The organism is Sporosarcina sp. BI001-red (assembly GCF_003384035.1).
GTDB lineage: Bacteria > Bacillota > Bacilli > Bacillales_A > Planococcaceae > Sporosarcina.
On the sequence record NZ_QQAK01000017.1, the window covers coordinates 155,199 to 170,248 of the forward strand.

General features: G+C 43.1%; 18 protein-coding genes. 8 read left to right on the forward strand and 10 right to left on the reverse strand.

Annotated features, from left to right (window positions below; all coding sequences use genetic code 11):
• Positions 1–16: 16 nt before the first annotated feature.
• Positions 17–253 carry a NifU family protein gene (locus DVB69_RS17265; protein ID WP_025782972.1) on the forward strand — a complete coding sequence of 79 codons (237 nt, stop codon included), beginning with the start codon at positions 17–19 and terminating at the stop codon, positions 251–253.
• 47 nt (positions 254–300) lie between these two features.
• On the opposite strand, the gene DVB69_RS17270 is transcribed toward DVB69_RS17265, so the two are convergent.
• Positions 301–978 (reverse strand): DUF2225 domain-containing protein, encoded by a 678-nt coding sequence (locus DVB69_RS17270; RefSeq protein WP_116020340.1) that lies wholly within the window; start codon positions 976–978, stop codon positions 301–303.
• 119 nt (positions 979–1,097) lie between these two features.
• Here DVB69_RS17270 and DVB69_RS17275 point away from each other — a divergent pair, with 119 nt between their 5' ends.
• From DVB69_RS17275 to DVB69_RS17285, 3 genes are all read left to right on the forward strand, one after another.
• Positions 1,098–1,463, forward strand: a complete 366-nt coding sequence (locus DVB69_RS17275) for a HesB/IscA family protein (protein ID WP_116020341.1) — start codon at positions 1,098–1,100, stop codon at positions 1,461–1,463.
• 433 nt (positions 1,464–1,896) lie between these two features.
• Positions 1,897–3,114: an NAD(P)/FAD-dependent oxidoreductase gene (locus DVB69_RS17280; protein ID WP_116020342.1), complete on the forward strand. Its 1,218-nt coding sequence runs from the start codon at positions 1,897–1,899 to the stop codon at positions 3,112–3,114.
• Positions 3,115–3,240: 126 nt separating this feature from the next.
• Positions 3,241–3,582 carry a YuiB family protein gene (locus DVB69_RS17285; protein WP_116020343.1) on the forward strand — a complete coding sequence of 114 codons (342 nt, stop codon included), beginning with the start codon at positions 3,241–3,243 and terminating at the stop codon, positions 3,580–3,582.
• 35 nt (positions 3,583–3,617) lie between these two features.
• Here DVB69_RS17285 and DVB69_RS17290 read toward each other — a convergent pair whose 3' ends face one another.
• Positions 3,618–4,094 (reverse strand): divergent PAP2 family protein, encoded by a 477-nt coding sequence (locus DVB69_RS17290; protein ID WP_116020344.1) that lies wholly within the window; start codon positions 4,092–4,094, stop codon positions 3,618–3,620.
• 117 nt (positions 4,095–4,211) lie between these two features.
• Here DVB69_RS17290 and DVB69_RS17295 point away from each other — a divergent pair, with 117 nt between their 5' ends.
• The 3 genes from DVB69_RS17295 (at position 4,212) to DVB69_RS17305 (ending at position 6,585) form a co-directional block, all read left to right on the forward strand.
• Positions 4,212–5,726 (forward strand): leucyl aminopeptidase, encoded by a 1,515-nt coding sequence (locus DVB69_RS17295; RefSeq protein WP_116020345.1) that lies wholly within the window; start codon positions 4,212–4,214, stop codon positions 5,724–5,726.
• Between the two features lie 62 nt (positions 5,727–5,788).
• On the forward strand, positions 5,789–6,094 hold the full coding sequence (locus DVB69_RS17300) for a hypothetical protein (RefSeq protein ID WP_199562894.1): 306 nt from the start codon (positions 5,789–5,791) through the stop codon (positions 6,092–6,094).
• 200 nt (positions 6,095–6,294) lie between these two features.
• Positions 6,295–6,585, forward strand: coding sequence for a hypothetical protein (locus DVB69_RS17305; protein WP_199562895.1), 291 nt, complete (start codon positions 6,295–6,297; stop codon positions 6,583–6,585).
• A 47-nt stretch (positions 6,586–6,632) separates the two neighbouring features.
• Here the strand turns inward: DVB69_RS17305 and mnhG are convergent, their stop codons facing one another.
• The 7 genes from mnhG to DVB69_RS17340 are packed head-to-tail and all read right to left on the reverse strand — an operon-like array spanning position 6,633 to position 12,378.
• The gene (mnhG, locus tag DVB69_RS17310) at positions 6,633–6,998 is read right to left on the reverse strand and encodes a monovalent cation/H(+) antiporter subunit G (RefSeq protein ID WP_116020347.1); all 366 of its coding nucleotides are present in this window, start codon (positions 6,996–6,998) and stop codon (positions 6,633–6,635) included.
• Complete coding sequence (locus tag DVB69_RS17315) at positions 6,982–7,263, reverse strand: Na(+)/H(+) antiporter subunit F1 (protein WP_116020348.1); 282 nt, start codon at positions 7,261–7,263, stop codon at positions 6,982–6,984. The genes mnhG and DVB69_RS17315 overlap by 17 nt, the downstream gene beginning before the upstream one ends.
• The gene (locus tag DVB69_RS17320) at positions 7,260–7,739 is read right to left on the reverse strand and encodes a Na+/H+ antiporter subunit E (RefSeq protein WP_116020349.1); all 480 of its coding nucleotides are present in this window, start codon (positions 7,737–7,739) and stop codon (positions 7,260–7,262) included. Before DVB69_RS17320 ends, DVB69_RS17315 begins: the two co-directional genes overlap by 4 nt.
• A gap of 6 nt (positions 7,740–7,745) precedes the next feature.
• The gene (locus DVB69_RS17325; RefSeq protein ID WP_116020350.1) at positions 7,746–9,227 is read right to left on the reverse strand and encodes a Na+/H+ antiporter subunit D; all 1,482 of its coding nucleotides are present in this window, start codon (positions 9,225–9,227) and stop codon (positions 7,746–7,748) included.
• Positions 9,220–9,561, reverse strand: a complete 342-nt coding sequence (locus tag DVB69_RS17330; RefSeq protein WP_116020351.1) for a Na(+)/H(+) antiporter subunit C — start codon at positions 9,559–9,561, stop codon at positions 9,220–9,222. The genes DVB69_RS17325 and DVB69_RS17330 overlap by 8 nt, the downstream gene beginning before the upstream one ends.
• Positions 9,561–9,983 carry a Na(+)/H(+) antiporter subunit B gene (locus tag DVB69_RS17335; RefSeq protein ID WP_116020352.1) on the reverse strand — a complete coding sequence of 141 codons (423 nt, stop codon included), beginning with the start codon at positions 9,981–9,983 and terminating at the stop codon, positions 9,561–9,563. The genes DVB69_RS17330 and DVB69_RS17335 overlap by 1 nt, the downstream gene beginning before the upstream one ends.
• Positions 9,970–12,378, reverse strand: a complete 2,409-nt coding sequence (locus DVB69_RS17340; RefSeq protein WP_116020353.1) for a Na+/H+ antiporter subunit A — start codon at positions 12,376–12,378, stop codon at positions 9,970–9,972. The genes DVB69_RS17335 and DVB69_RS17340 overlap by 14 nt, the downstream gene beginning before the upstream one ends.
• A gap of 175 nt (positions 12,379–12,553) precedes the next feature.
• Here DVB69_RS17340 and DVB69_RS17345 point away from each other — a divergent pair, with 175 nt between their 5' ends.
• The gene (locus tag DVB69_RS17345) at positions 12,554–13,156 is read left to right on the forward strand and encodes a DUF5366 family protein (protein WP_116020354.1); all 603 of its coding nucleotides are present in this window, start codon (positions 12,554–12,556) and stop codon (positions 13,154–13,156) included.
• Here DVB69_RS17345 and DVB69_RS17350 read toward each other — a convergent pair.
• Complete coding sequence (locus DVB69_RS17350; RefSeq protein ID WP_116020355.1) at positions 13,153–15,006, reverse strand: transglycosylase domain-containing protein; 1,854 nt, start codon at positions 15,004–15,006, stop codon at positions 13,153–13,155. The genes DVB69_RS17345 and DVB69_RS17350 overlap by 4 nt on opposite strands.
• Between the last annotated feature and the right edge of the window lie 44 nt (positions 15,007–15,050).

Here is a 15,050-nt window from a genome sequence, read left to right on the forward strand (position 1 = left end):
GGGGAGTTTAAAACTTATGACAGAAGCAACGATGAACGAATCTGTTCAAGAAGTGTTGAATAAATTACGTCCGTTCCTCTTACGTGACGGCGGCGACTGCGAACTAATTGATGTGGAGGACGGAATTGTTAAGTTACGTCTTCTAGGCGCATGTGGCACGTGCCCAAGCTCCACAATTACATTGAAAGCCGGTATTGAGCGTGCTCTTCTTGAAGAAGTACCTGGCGTTGTAGAAGTAGAACAAGTTTTTTAAGGGCCAATTGGCTTCGCAGGAATGGGCCACTCGTGTCCGTTCCTGTTTTATTTTTCTTCTCGTATTTCTTGCCATCGTTCTTTCGCCATTTCAATTAGCTGTGGTTCAGTGGAGGTTCTCTGTGTCTCAATGATTTTCGAGAAATATTGGATTGCTTTTTCTCGATCACCTACACGCCATGACAATTCAGCTACCATGTAGAGGACTCGTGATTCTGACATTTGGGTTCCCGCGTGGTCATCTGCAGAGTAGGCTTCTTCATACAAATTTCTTGCAAGTGTTAAGAAACGCTGCTCTTCTTCAACATTGTTAAGAATCCGATAAAGCCATGCTGTCCTCAGCGTAATTCCAGCTGTTGTGAGTGATTTCTCTTTCTTAACCATTGCACTTAAATAGCCAAGTTTGTAAGCAGCAATTGCGTCTTCAATTGTACGCTCGCCACTTAACGAATGAGGTTTCCAGCCAGCTGTTATGACAGAAGCAATTTGTTCTTTTGTTCCCGGAGCAAAATAAGGAGCAAAATCGTCTGTGAATGAGAAACCGCAAGATGGACATACAGCTATATTATAAAACAGCGGATTCACGTCGCTGTCCACATAGTTCGGTTTAAAATCACTATCCGTTGAAGCAACCCTTGCAAAACGTGAACGAACTCGGGTTGTTGTGAATGATTCTTTACAGTTCAGGCAACCCATTTTCTTATCATAAAATGGTGTAAGCTCCATGGTGCACCGTCCTTTCGTACTTTCTACCCTATTATAGCAAATCTTTCTAGAACAAGGGGATTTCATTGCATTGCAATTTACAACATTGATATGATTGATATTACTTAGGAGGGATTAAATTGACACAATTACTTAACTTATCCGAAGCAGCTGCCTACCACGTCAAGGAAATGATGGAGCATAACGGGGAACAAGGTTCTTTCTTACGCGTTTCCGTCAATGGCGGAGGGTGTAGCGGTCTAACATATGGTATGGGCTTTGACGCTGAACAGCAATCCGATGATCAGCTATTGGAACTTCATGGTGTACCGATAGTCGTATCGACTGAGGATACGGATATACTAGCAGGCACTGTCATCGACTACAAAGAATCTTTGATGGGTGGCGGGTTCACCATCGAAAATCCAAATGCCATCGCTTCATGCGGTTGCGGGACATCATTCAGAACCGCGAAGAAAGCGGGAGCGCCTGCGAACTGTGATTGATCAATATAGATAACAAAAGTCTCTTCGACAGGTTCTGTTCATACAGAATCTAGTCGAAGAGACTTTTTTATTGCTAAGGAAATCTATTCATCAATTGTATACACTCTGATTGGTTGTGACTCCCCATTCACTCGGAATGCAAACGACTATTATCAATAGAATGAGAGTCATATATGTTCGTACAGTATCCTATAAAGACGTGGAATTGGTAGCTTGCGTCAGTTAATTGGGTAGATTCTACATTTTTCACCAGTTTGTGAGGACTATTCGAAGATATTTCGACATGTCCGATTATATTCCTAATAAGCTATTGATATAACAGGTCAAAAAGGCTACTATGGATGAGGAATATAAATAAGTAGCGCTGGATTGTAGGAATCACGTGATTTTTACAAACTGGCACATCATACATGAAAAGGTGGAACCGATTCCCGTGAAAAAAAGACCTACAATCCTCGTTCTAGGTGCTGGATATGGTGGATTATCAACTGTTGTTAATCTACAAAAATCTCTTGGCGTAGACGATGCTGAAATTATCCTTATTAATAAAAATGACTACCACTATGAATCTACCTGGCTTCATGAAGCGGCTGCAGGTACATTGAAACCTGAACAAGTACGCTATGACATTAGCAAAGTTATTAAACAAGACAAAGTGAAATTCGTGAAAGCTGAAGTACAAGCAATTGATGTTAAGGCTAAAATGGTTACATCATCTGCTGGGCAACACACATATGACTACCTAGTCATTGGTCTTGGATTCGAAGGAGAAACATTTGGAATCCCTGGTCTTGATAAGTATTCACTTTCAATTGCAAACGTGAATGCAGCACGTCAAATCCGTGAGCATATTGAATACCAGTTTGCGACATGGGCTCTTGAAGACGTAAAAGCAGATAGCCGTCTAACAATTATTGTCGGAGGCGCTGGATTTACAGGAATCGAATTCCTTGGTGAACTTGGAGATCGTGTTCCTGAACTTTGTGAAGAGTTCGATGTGCCTGCTGAGAAAGTAAAAGTACTTTGTGTAGAAGCAGCACCAATGGTTCTTCCAGGATTTGACCCGGAATTAGTGGAATACGCAGTACGTCAGTTGAAATCTAAAGGAATCGAATTCTCAATCGGTACGCCTGTTGTCGAAGCGACTCCTGAAGGCGTTAAATTGAAAAAAGGCGATGAAGAATTTGAATTCATCGAAGCTGGTACAGTTGTATGGGCAGCGGGTGTTCGTGGTAACCGTTTGATCGAAGAGACAGGCATTGAAAACATGCGTGCTCGCGTTAAAGTTCAAAAAGATCTTCGTGCTCCAGGCTACGACGATGTATTCATCGTTGGTGACTGTGCACTGATGATCAACGAAGAAATCAACCGTCCATTCCCACCAACTGCTCAAATCGCGATGCAGCAAGGAGATATGTGTGCGAATAACTTGATCGCTCTTATGAAAGGGCAGCCTACTCAAGCGTTCGTTCCGGACTTGAAAGGAAGCATTGCTTCACTTGGATCTAACGATGCAATTGGAGTCGCTTTCGGTAAGAAGATGACAGGTAAGAAAGCATCCTTCATGAAGAAAATGGTCGACAATCGTGCACTATACTTAATCGGTGGCGCTGGTCTAACATTGAAAAAAGGAAAGTTTGACATTCTTTAATATAGAATTGGAAACACTCGTCCACTTTCGTAGGGACGAGTGTTTTTTATAATTTCCAACAACTTCATGACACTTGCTTCTGCTGTTGAAAGAAGAGCCACAATCCGGTAAAATGAACTAAGGAAAATGGAGGTCATCATTTTGGGAACAATTTCACTTACAGAGATTATTCTGTCAGTCCTCATCTTTATTGTTATGTTTTTCGGCATCGGTTTTTTGCTGAACATGTTATTACGCATGTCGTGGGTCATGGCGATTGTCTACCCGATTGTCGTAATATTGATTATTGATGAAGTGAAGGCATATGAATATATTACGAAACCGGGTCATGCGTTCAGTATGCTCGGAGATAAGTTAATGGCGTTACATACAGTCGATATAGTGATTCTCTCAAGCGGTTTAGTGGGAGCCATTATTTCAGGGATTGTAAGTAAGCTTCTGCGCAAACAGGGATATCAGATGTTTTAAAAAAACGCTCAGGCAAAAGCTGCCCGAGCGTTTTTTTATACGATAAATGAATATGTGATAACGGAAATGAGGATGCCGGTGACTGCGCCTGCGAAGACTTCGCTTGGTTTATGGCCGAGTAGAGTCTTCAATTCTACAATCTTTTGTTCTTCGTCTTTTTTAATCCAACCTTTTGTTCCGCTGATGAATGTTTGGAAATCAGCACGGATCTGATTGATGATCAAGGCTTGTTGACCTGCTTGGTAACGAACACCGCTCGCGTCGAACATCACGATGACTGCAAAAATTGCGGAGATCGCAAACATGGGAGAATCCAATCCATGTTCAAAAGCAATTGCAGTCGTTAGAGCGGTAACTGCAGCCGAGTGAGAACTTGGCATACCCCCAGTAGACGTCATTAGCTTCCAATCGAGCTCCCTAGTGAGTAAAAAATGAATAGGGATTTTTACGAACTGAGCGAAGAAAATTCCGAATAGTGCAACCAACAGTGGCACGTTGTTCAAGATCGTCATGTAGGCACTCCTCGTTAAAAATAATGATGGAAAATAATCCGGAAACCGAAGAAATTTTTTCGTTTCTTCTTCAAGTGGTATATAATTAAGAATGTATGAAAATGAGGAGGTAGTCAAATGAAAACTATCATTACAAACAAACAGATTACGGAGACCAACCTTGATGTGGTCGTGATCGGTGTTCCCGAACATCCAGAAAACAAAACCAATTGGAATGTCATAAATGACGCATTCAATGGCAAGGTAACGGATTGGGTAAAGACAGGTGATGTGAAGACGGATCTAAACGTAGTCACTAAACTACCATCTATCGGAGAAAGTACGTTCAAGCGCGTGGTTTTCATTGGTTTAGGAGCGCCTAAAAAGTTAACAGACGAAGGATTGCTTGAAGTATTCTCTAAGCTTGGAAAAGAGCTTAAATCGATGAAAGCAGAAAGCGTTTCCATTTGGGTAGATTCATTCACAACAGAAGAACTTGAAGCAGATGATGTTGCGTTTGCCTCTCTCCAAGGTCTTGTATTAGGGAGCTACCAATTTGCACACTACAAAACAACTTCAAACGAAAAAGACTTTGAATTTGATACAGTTGAACTTCTGAGTGAGGCTGATGAAGATGAACTTAAAGCGGCAATGGAAGTAGGCCTTGTACATGCCGATGCTGTAAATTCAGCGCGGACACTCGTCAACACGCCTCCAAATATTTTAACGGCAGTTAAAATGGCGGAACACGGTGAAATGTTAGCTGAGAAATACGGATTTGAAGTCGAGATTCTCGGGAAAAAGGAAATGGAAGAACTCGGAATGGGCGCGATTCTTGCTGTCAACAAAGGGTCTGTTGAAGAACCTCGTCTAATTGTTCTTAAATACGCTGGCGGTAAAGAGGACTGGACTGACGTCGTAGGTCTAGTTGGTAAAGGGATTACGTATGATACTGGCGGATACTCTTTGAAACCACGTGAGGGAATGGTTGGTATGAAAGGGGACATGGGTGGTGCTGCCGCTGTATTTGGTGCAATGCAAATCATCGGTGAACTCCGTCCTGCTAAAAACGTCATCGCGGTCATCGCTTCTACTGACAATATGGTTTCAGGAGATGCGTTTAAACCGGATGATGTGATTACATCGCTATCAGGGAAAACAATTGAAGTCTTGAACACAGACGCTGAAGGTCGTCTTGTCTTGGCAGATGCGGTCACATATGCAAAACAATCAGGTGCTAACTATCTCATCGACATTGCAACGCTTACTGGCGGAGTAATCGTTGCACTTGGTAAAGATAAAACTGGCGCATTGACGAACAACGAAGCATTCTTTGAAGACTTCATGGAGGCTTCTGTAGAAACAGGAGAATTCGTTTGGCGCTTGCCGTTAACGGAAAGCGATAAAAAACGTCTTCGTAAAAGTGAAGTGGCAGACCTAAACAACTCACCAGGCCGTGATGGGCACATGATCTTTGGCGGCGGATTTGTTGGAGAGTTTGTAGGAGATACTCCTTGGATCCACTTGGATATTGCAGGAACGTCTGAAGCGGATGCACCACACGCACTTGGACCTAAAGGCGCTACAGGTGCTATGACGAGAACATTAGCTACATTCATCGAAAGGTTAGCCGAAGACAATTCCGAAGCGTAATAAGTGTCAGCCTACTCCCTTCTCGGCCCAATGAATAGTATATGTGGGAAAGGGGGAGGAAGATGTCACGATACGGAGGCAATAATTTTGGTATAGGAAGAGGCTTTGGAAGAGGAATAGGTTTCGGCGGAGGTGGCTTGGGCTTCGACTTCGGCGGACCTTTCCTAGGTGGATTAGTTGGTAGTTTTATAGGGAGTGCAATTACACCATACGGATTTGGTGGTGGCCGTGGTGGTGGGTATCCGCCATATGGTGGCTATCCTGGTGGCTACCCGCCAAACGGTGGCTATCCCGGTGGCTACCCGCCAAACGGTGGCTATTATCCATACGCGCCCCCGCCTTATTACAACCCTTATCGATGTTTTTAGGTGATAGTTCTTGGATATTGGAGGAACATTTGAAGCGAATTCACCACACGCGCTAGTACCTAAAAGCGCTACAGGTGCCATGACAAGAACATTAGCTACGTTCATCGAGTGCTTAGCTGAAAACGCTTGAGAAGTGTAATAGGTGTCTGCCTACCCCTTTGTTGGCCCAATGAATAGGATAGTGGGAAAGGGGGAGAAAAATGCCACGACATGGAGGCAATAATTTTGGCGGTGGAAGAGGTTTCGGTGGAGGAAGAGGCTTTGGCGGTGGAAGAGGTTTTGATGGAGGAAGAGGTTTCGGCGGAGGTGGTTTTGGATACGGCTTCGGCGGACCTTTCCTAGGTGGATTAGCCGGTAGCGTTCTTGGTAATGCAATTTCACCATACGGATACGGTTATGGAGGCGGCTATGGTGGGGGATATCCGCCATACGGTGGAGGATATTATCCATACTCCTACCCACCTTACTACAGCCCCTATGGATACTGGTAAACAACAAAAAGAAGCAGCGTCCGATTTCGGATGCTGCTTCTTTTTGTTTACTCTTCTTCATGAGACTTTTGTTCACCAATTGCTTCTGCAAGATCGTCACCAACGGTTAGCTCAGTCGGTTTAACACCAGACATATAAGCAGCGCGGCTCATTAAGTGTCCCCCAACAGGAGAAGTGATGAATAAGAAAACGCTACCGAGCAACAATTGAATGCTGAAATGTCCTTTAATCCACCAAAAGTGAAGGAACACGCCAATCAGGATTCCGAGAACACCGAGGGTAGCGCTCTTTGAAGCGGCATGAGCCCGTGTGTACACATCGGGCAATCGTAATATCCCGACTACAGTAACTACTGTAAAGAACACGCCTACAAGCATGAACAGAGCGATAATAATATTAGCGACGAGTATCACGGTCGATAATCGCTCCTTTCTCGATGAATTTCGAGAACGAAACTGTCCCGATAAAGGACATGATCGCAATGAGCAAAATTACATCAATGAAAAATATCGTATCAAATACAATCGACAGCAGCGCGATAATGGAAATTAGCATCACACCAATTCCATCTAAAGCGATCAGGCGATCTGGAGTAGAAGGTCCTTTGAATACGCGAATGAGCGTTCCAAGCATGGATAGGAAGATGATGATTAAGCAAACCCATATGAATATGTTCATGTCCGGCTCACCTCCAAGATTGCTTTTTCGAATGACTGTTTAATGGAGCTGATGGCTTCTTCCACATCATCCACATCGATTGCATGAACGTACAGTGTCCGTTGGTCATCCGAAACATGTACGACAATTGTTCCAGGAGTCAATGTTATTAAACTTGAAAGCAACGTAATTTCCCAGTCCTTTTCAAGAACAGTGGGCATCGCAAAAATCATCGGCTGTATTTCTAACTTTGGTTTTAGGACAAGTACTGCAACTGATATATTAGAAAGTATCAATTCCTTAAAGAAAATGAGCGTCAATTTCAAGCACGCCCATAGGCGGCCTATATACAAGCGATCTTTGTAAAAACGTCTAGTCAAGACGAGCAGTAGTAAACCGATGATATAGCCGATTATAAAAGTAGAAGGGGTGAATGACGCCGTGATGAGCACCCACGTAATTGCGATGAAAAAGTTAAGTAATATTTGGAAAGCCAACGTGATCTACTCCTTTAACACGGCGTTTATATAACTCGACGGATCGAGCAACACATGAGCTGCATCAGATACGTACGGGAAAATCCACTCAGTTCCGACTCCGTATAGAACGGACAGAGCTACTAGCATTACAGCAGGGAACATCATTTGCTTATAGGTTTTACGGTTCGTAGGTTGTATGGGAACAGGTTCCCCCCAAAATGCATAAACGAAAATTCGGATGACTGATAGTAAAACAACTAGACTGGAAGCGAGAATGACAATCGTTCCGAATAGCTGACCGTTTTCAAAACCACCTTGAACAATTAGTAATTTCCCGACAAAACCACTAAGAGGCGGGATACCTGCAAGACCAAAGGCGGCTATTAGAAACAGCCAACCGAGAGATGCATGGGTTTTGATAAGTCCTCCCATCTCTCGCAAGTTTGAAGTACCGGTGACAACAATCATAATTCCGATAATCAGGAACAATGCTCCTTTAATGAGCATGTCGTGAATCAGGTAGAAGATAGCACCTTGCATACCTGCTTCATTCATCTGTGAAACTCCGAATAGAATGACGCCTATCGCAATTAAGATATTGTAGATGATAATCTGTTTTAAATCGAAATAGGCGAGTGCACCGATACAGCCTGCAACAATGGTGAGCAATGCAAGCACCATTAAAATGGTATGTGTAAACGCAAGGTCATGGACAAAGAACAACGTATAAGTACGTGTAATGGCGTACACCCCGACCTTTGTCAGCAGTGCACCGAACAGCGCAAGTATGGGAACAGGGGGAGCGGCGTAGGATCCAGGCATCCAGAAATAGAGAGGGAAGATTCCCGCTTTTATTCCAAATACGAGTAACAGCATAATCCCGATGACCGAAATGATTCCCGGCTGGCCGATTTCTGCAATTTTTTGCCCAATGTCCGCCATGTTGAGGGTTCCAACGACAGAATACAAATAGGCAATTGTAATGACAAAGAAAGCAGAAGAAATGACATTTACAAGTATGTACTTAATAGATTCACGCAGCTGTCTTTTCTCTCCGCCAAGAACGATGAGAAGGTAAGACGCAATCAGTAAAACTTCGAAAAATACAAACATGTTGAAAATATCACCAGTCGTAAATGCACCATTCACTCCTGTAATCATGAAGAGGATTGCAGGATAGTAGAAAAACCGCTCTCGTTCTTCTCCGATTGAGCTAAAGCTATAAATAGACACGAATAGTGTAATCACTAATGTAGAGGTTACGAGCAGCGCAGAGAACATGTCCGAGACCATCGATATACCGAATGGAGCGGGCCAGCTGCCGAGTGTCAGTGTTTGGATCCCATCCTGTTTCACTTTCATAATGAGCGCAAATGAGGCAACGATACTTGCACTTAGCCCAATAACAGTGAGGATTCGCTGGATGCGTACTTGTTCTTTAAAAAACAGCAGTACAATCGCAAAGAAAAACGGGATGATGATCGGAAACAATAGAAGGTTAATCATGCTCATCATTTCCTTTCATCGAATTCAAATCATCAGTCTTGTGTACGGCATACGTACGATAGGCAAGAACGAGTATGAACGCCGTCACCCCAAAGCTGATAACAATCGCAGTTAAAATCAGTGCTTGCGGAAGGGGATCCGCAAAATTAGTTGCACCATCTGCCAGTACTGGAGGTGAGCTGCCACCAAGACCACCCATCGTCAAGATGAACAAATGGGCACCATGACTTAACAAACCGGTTCCAAGGATTACTTTAATCAAGCTTCTTGAGAGAATTAAGTAAATTGCAGCCGTGAATATAAGCCCAGCTACAATAGCCATGAGTAACTCCATTACTCATCCCCTCCAATCGATTGAATGATGGTAATTGCTGCACCCACAACCACAAGGTAAACACCTGAGTCGAAAATCATAGCTGTGTGAAGCTCAGTGTCACCGAAGAGCGGTAAATCGAAATGTGCAAATGCATGCGTGAAAAATGGGACATTGAACAAAATGGAGCCTGCTGCTGTTCCTAAAGACAACAGTAAACCGATACCAATCACTACAGTAAAATTAAATGGTAATGTGGCTTGAACAGTTTCTAGGTCAAACGCAAGTAACAGCAATACGATTGCACCTGTCGTTAACAAACCTCCGACAAATCCGCCACCAGGAGCGAAATGACCCGCAAAGAAAATATGGATCGAGAAAAGGAAAATGATGAAGAATGTGACTTTTGCAGTCGTCTGTAAAATGACATTATTCTTTTTCATCATCGGACTCCTTTCTCGACAAGCGAAGACGGATCATGCCAAGAACAGCAATTCCAGCGATTGATAGTACGGCGATTTCAAATAATGTATCGAAACCTCGGTAGTCAACGAGAATGACGTTCACGATATTTCCTCCGCCTGCTTCTGTATGGACGGTGTCTTTATAGAACTGTGAAATACTAGCGACGAGCTTATTGGAATGTGCAGACAAGGCTACAAGAGTTACTGAAAGACCGACACCACCTGCAATAATTCCGTTCACTACTTTGTTTTTCTTTGTTTCTCCGTGCGTTTTTAAAGCAGGGAGGTGACGGAAGGCGAGCAAGAAGAGAGCGACTGAAATTGTCTCAATTACGAGCTGTGTTAACGCCAAGTCTGGTGCTTTAAACAATACGAAGAACAACGCAACTGAGTATCCAACTGCACCTAGTGCAATGATGGCGGATATTCTGTTCTTCGACATAATCACCATGCCAGTTCCTAGAATTGCGACAATTGAATTCAAAACAGCAAACAACGTAATTGGTGAAAGACTGTTCATATCCAATTCAAACGCACCTTTAGCGAATAAAACGACAATTGTCATAACCGAGAAAAACGAGAACATATATAGTAAATACGTTCGTATTAACCCATTCATATAGAAACGGGATAGCTTGTTCATTCCTTTTTCTGAGAACGTCATCACGCCGTCATAAAGAGCGTTCAGTGATAACTTCTCTGGCTGCAAGCCATATACCGGCTGCCATTTTTTTATTGAAGTAAATAGCAATGTACCAATTACAATAACGCCGACTGTCAACCACATCGGAACCGAAGTGATTCCATGCCAGGCATGTACAGGAACAGCAGCTTCTGAAGGCATACTGTACAGCTGAGGTTGTGCAGCCATAACAGCAGGTGCGACAAGCCATTTCCCAACAACATTAGGAATGAAGAATAGTGCAATGACACTGACCGCTAAAATAATAGGCGAAATCAGCATGCCAATTGGTGCTTCGTGTGGCTTAAGCGGAAGCTTGTCAAACTTCTTCTCACCTGTAAATGTCTTAAAGACAAAGTAGAAACTATAGACGAATGTGAATACGCTTGCAATCCATGCAATTACAGGGAATAGAATACCCCACGTATCAAAGTTGAATAGTTCAAAGTGTTTCAATGCGACCATAGATTCTAAGAATAATTCTTTACTCAAGAATCCGCCAAATGGTGGAATACCTGCCATTGAAAGCCCGCCGATGAATGCAACGGTGAAACTAATTGGCATGACACTCATCAAGCCACCAAGTTTACGTATATCACGCGTGCCGGTTTCATGGTCGACAATCCCTGCAATCATGAACAAGCTGCCTTTAAAGACTGCGTGATTCACTAAGTGGAAAATCGCTGCAAACATCGCTAAACGGAACAGCGTATCGTCTGAATGATAAGCAATTGCTCCTGCACCTAGTAAGGACATGATGAGACCTAACTGGCTGACTGTTGAGAATGCGAGAATCCCTTTTAGATCGGTTTGCTTCACAGCAAAGAACGAACCCCACATTAATGTGAGCAATCCAATACCGGAAACGAGCCAGATCCACACAGACGATCCTGCGAAAATCGGCGTAAAGCGAGCAACTAGGTAAAGACCAGCTTTGACCATTGTCGCGGAGTGTAAGTAGGCACTGACCGGAGTCGGTGCTTCCATTGCGTCCGGAAGCCAAATATAAAACGGGAATTGAGCAGACTTTGTAAATGCCCCGAATAATAGAAGCACTGCTGCAAGTGTAAATAACGGATCTCCCGAGTAATCAGATAACCCGGAAATTAATTCGCGAATTGAGTATGTATCCCCTAAAATCCCGAGAATTACGAAGCCCCCGAGCATCATTAATCCTCCACCAACGGTTATCATCATTGACTTTAAGGCACCGAAACGGGAACCATCCCGCGTGTACCAATAACCAATTAGCAGGAAAGAAGAAATGGACGTTAACTCCCAAAAAAGATAAAGTGAAATAATATTATCCGACTGGACAACACCAAGCATCGCCGTCATGAAAAGCAGTAAATATACATAGAAATTACCGAGCTTTTCTTTGTGCCTATCTAGATAGAAAATCGAATATAGTACAACCAACGCACCAATCCCAGTAATGAGCAGTGTGAATAGAAGACTGAGGCCATCTAGGTAGGAGACAAAAGAGATTCCTAGTGAGGGGATCCAATCGAACGAAGAGACTGCGTGTTCACCACTTGCTGTCAGTGGTACGTACGTACTGTAATAGACAAACAGTACAACTGGGATAATCAGAACAAACCAGCCTGTATGTATGCCAGCAACACGACGGAACAACGTCGGGATGAAAAGAGCTGCTAAAGCTGGCAAGAAAATCAACCAAACAAATTCCACTAAAAATCCTCCTTCCTCGTACTAACAAGATGTAGACATTGGTTTAAAGTATAACGTAAACATACGCATTTTGCACTGTGGGCACTTGAAAGGGATTGCGGTAAATCAATCTCTTCCTATATTATAGAGTCATTGGGAAATCCATATAAAATAACCAGTCAGTCTGAGGTGTAGTATGAAAAATCCGTATTTGTTCAGTTATTTACCTTTCTTCACAATTATGCTGTTTAGTTTAACGTTTGGCGTGTATACAGTCAGTTTTTCATTGAGCTTATTTCGAGAAATAGGCTTGTACAATGGTCTACTGGAGTTTCTGACAGATACCCAGCTTCGATTGTTCTTGCTAACCATCTATGCGCTCTTTTACTTCATGATTTTTAGTGCGCTCAAACTTATTGCAGCAACGATTCATGAGACAGCCATGTTATTCTTTTATAAAGCGGCTCCTACCATGGATTCTCCTGTCAAGCGTGTGATAGACGATCGAGGAGGGAAACTCATTTACTTCATCGGGGCGCTTGTTTCTGCTTTCGCTATCCAATCAATTTACTGGTTGCTTATCGTGTTTTTGACAGTCACGTTCATTTACTTTGTCTACAGCACGTATATGTTGCATCATCATCTACCATTTTCAGCAGTCATTGGAATTATCTTCTTCGAGTTCATCGTGTGGGCAATATTACTTTCTGCTGTAGTTTACATCTTACTAAGACTTTATAACGGGATTGCCGCAAGTATCCCTGGAGTCGAAAAAGACCAGCTGCCAATAGGCAGCTAGTCGGGTAGGACGGCTGAAAATACCTTCAAATGTAATTTTTGTTCGCTTTCTCGCTGGAGTGACTGGGGCCGGTCATACCCGATCCAGACAGCAGCAGTATATGTGTCGTTCAATCCCGCAACCCATAAGTCTTTATAATGACTTGTTGTTCCTGTTTTTGCCCCTGTGTACTCCGTTGTGGAACGAAGACCACGAGCTGTTCCAGTCCTAACAGTTTCTTCAAGCATGGATCGGATTGCCGCCGTTGTCTTCTGCGACCACACCTCTTTACGTTCATCTTCCCACTGATATAACACATTCCCTTTCCGGTCTTTTACGGAACGAATCGCTCTAGCGGGTTTAAACGTACCATCTATGAAGCTCGTATAGGCATTTGCCATTTCATACGGGGTCATGCCATTTTCAAATCCACCAAGAGCTGCAGTAGACTGATGATCTTTTTCAGTAACGTATTTGAATCCAAATGGAACTAGGTGAGCAAACGACTCTTCAATACCAACGCGCTGAAAAATCCGGACTGCCGTCGTATTATAACTTTGGCTAAACGCTTTTTTGACAGTTGAAACTCCGTACGAATACCTGCCGAAATTTTCAGGGCAGAAATTACCGATGCAAATACTACTACCATCGATAAGAGAGTTCTCGGTATACGGTCCGCTTTCTAAGTAAGGAGCGTATACGAGTAATGGTTTTATAATCGAGCCAGGCTGTCGCACAGCTTGAAACGAACGATTGAAGTCCGTTTTGCGATAACCGAATCCTCCATACACGCTTATAAGTTCACGAGAATCGTTATCCACAACGGCTGCACCGGATTGGATACCACTCCCCGTAAGCGCACTTGAAATTCCATTCTCGAGACTATTTTGTTTGACAGGATCTAGCGAAGTGTCGATCCGGACGCCAGAATTGATCACTTCAGCGATACGCTTCGATAATGTTTGCTGAATCGCTTTTTTTGCATCTTCATCTTTTGCTGTTTGTAGTTGGGCGGAAAACCCTTCTTTTTCACTGATTAACTGCTTAAGCTCGTCAACTACCAAGCTATGATAGGCAGGGAATCGACTGTTTTTCTGTTTAAGACGAAGTTCGACAGGAGCGCTCTGAGCAATTTTACTTTCATCCTTAGAAAGCACCTGATTGTTCACAAGAACTTGTAGGAGTCGCTCTTGTCGCTTTTTGGTACGATCAAAATGCTTTAATGGATCATACAAAGAAGGGTTGTTCGGAATCGCTGCTAAAAAAGCTGTTTCCGCTTCGCTTAACTGTGCTAATGGCTTGCTGAAGTAATAGGTAGCTGCTGCACCAATTCCATAGACTTGATTTCCAAAGTACATCTCATTCATGTACATTTCCAAGATTTCATCTTTTGTCGATTGGTTTTCCAGTTCAGCAGCATAAAGAATTTCTTTGAATTTACGCTCATAGGTTTTTTCAGGAGATAGAAAACGCATGCGTACAACTTGTTGAGTAATAGTTGAAGCTCCTTGACTCAATCCATCTGAATTCACATTTACCGCGAATGCTCGTGCGATCGCAGCGACATCATACCCTCTATGTTCGTAAAACCCTTTGTCCTCGCTTTCAAGAAACAATTGTTTAGCGAACAATGGAATTTCGGATAAAGGAAGAGGATCTCGCCACTCCGCATATTCTTCTGCAAATAATTGTCCGTTACGATCGTAGAGTGACATTGGAATTGTCACTTCAGGTTCTGAGAATTCGATGGTTTCTTCTACTTGTTCTTTATACGCATTCGCCTCATGCCATTCCGCTGCGACTCCTTGTTGAAGCCAGAAAAGTAGCGGGAGACTTAACAAAGCGACAGCAAATCCTGCAAGCTGTCTCACAACTGGTCCCTCCGTTCTTACAAGTGCCTATACAAAATATAGCA

Bases quoted from the DNA above. Each gene is read 5' to 3' on its own strand.
- DVB69_RS17325 (WP_116020350.1), bottom strand. From the start codon at position 9,227: ATGATTAACCTTCTATTGTTTCCGATCATCATCCCGTTTTTCTTTGCG.
- DVB69_RS17265 (WP_025782972.1), top strand. From the start codon at position 17: ATGACAGAAGCAACGATGAACGAATCTGTTCAAGAAGTGTTGAATAAA.
- DVB69_RS17295 (WP_116020345.1), top strand. From the start codon at position 4,212: ATGAAAACTATCATTACAAACAAACAGATTACGGAGACCAACCTTGAT.
- DVB69_RS17345 (WP_116020354.1), top strand. From the start codon at position 12,554: ATGAAAAATCCGTATTTGTTCAGTTATTTACCTTTCTTCACAATTATG.
- DVB69_RS17335 (WP_116020352.1), bottom strand. From the start codon at position 9,983: ATGAAAAAGAATAATGTCATTTTACAGACGACTGCAAAAGTCACATTC.
- DVB69_RS17315 (WP_116020348.1), bottom strand. From the start codon at position 7,263: ATGAACATATTCATATGGGTTTGCTTAATCATCATCTTCCTATCCATG.
- DVB69_RS17330 (WP_116020351.1), bottom strand. From the start codon at position 9,561: ATGGAGTTACTCATGGCTATTGTAGCTGGGCTTATATTCACGGCTGCA.
- DVB69_RS17285 (WP_116020343.1), top strand. From the start codon at position 3,241: ATGGAGGTCATCATTTTGGGAACAATTTCACTTACAGAGATTATTCTG.
- DVB69_RS17270 (WP_116020340.1), bottom strand. From the start codon at position 978: ATGGAGCTTACACCATTTTATGATAAGAAAATGGGTTGCCTGAACTGT.
- DVB69_RS17290 (WP_116020344.1), bottom strand. From the start codon at position 4,094: ATGACGATCTTGAACAACGTGCCACTGTTGGTTGCACTATTCGGAATT.
- DVB69_RS17305 (WP_199562895.1), top strand. From the start codon at position 6,295: ATGCCACGACATGGAGGCAATAATTTTGGCGGTGGAAGAGGTTTCGGT.
- DVB69_RS17300 (WP_199562894.1), top strand. From the start codon at position 5,789: ATGTCACGATACGGAGGCAATAATTTTGGTATAGGAAGAGGCTTTGGA.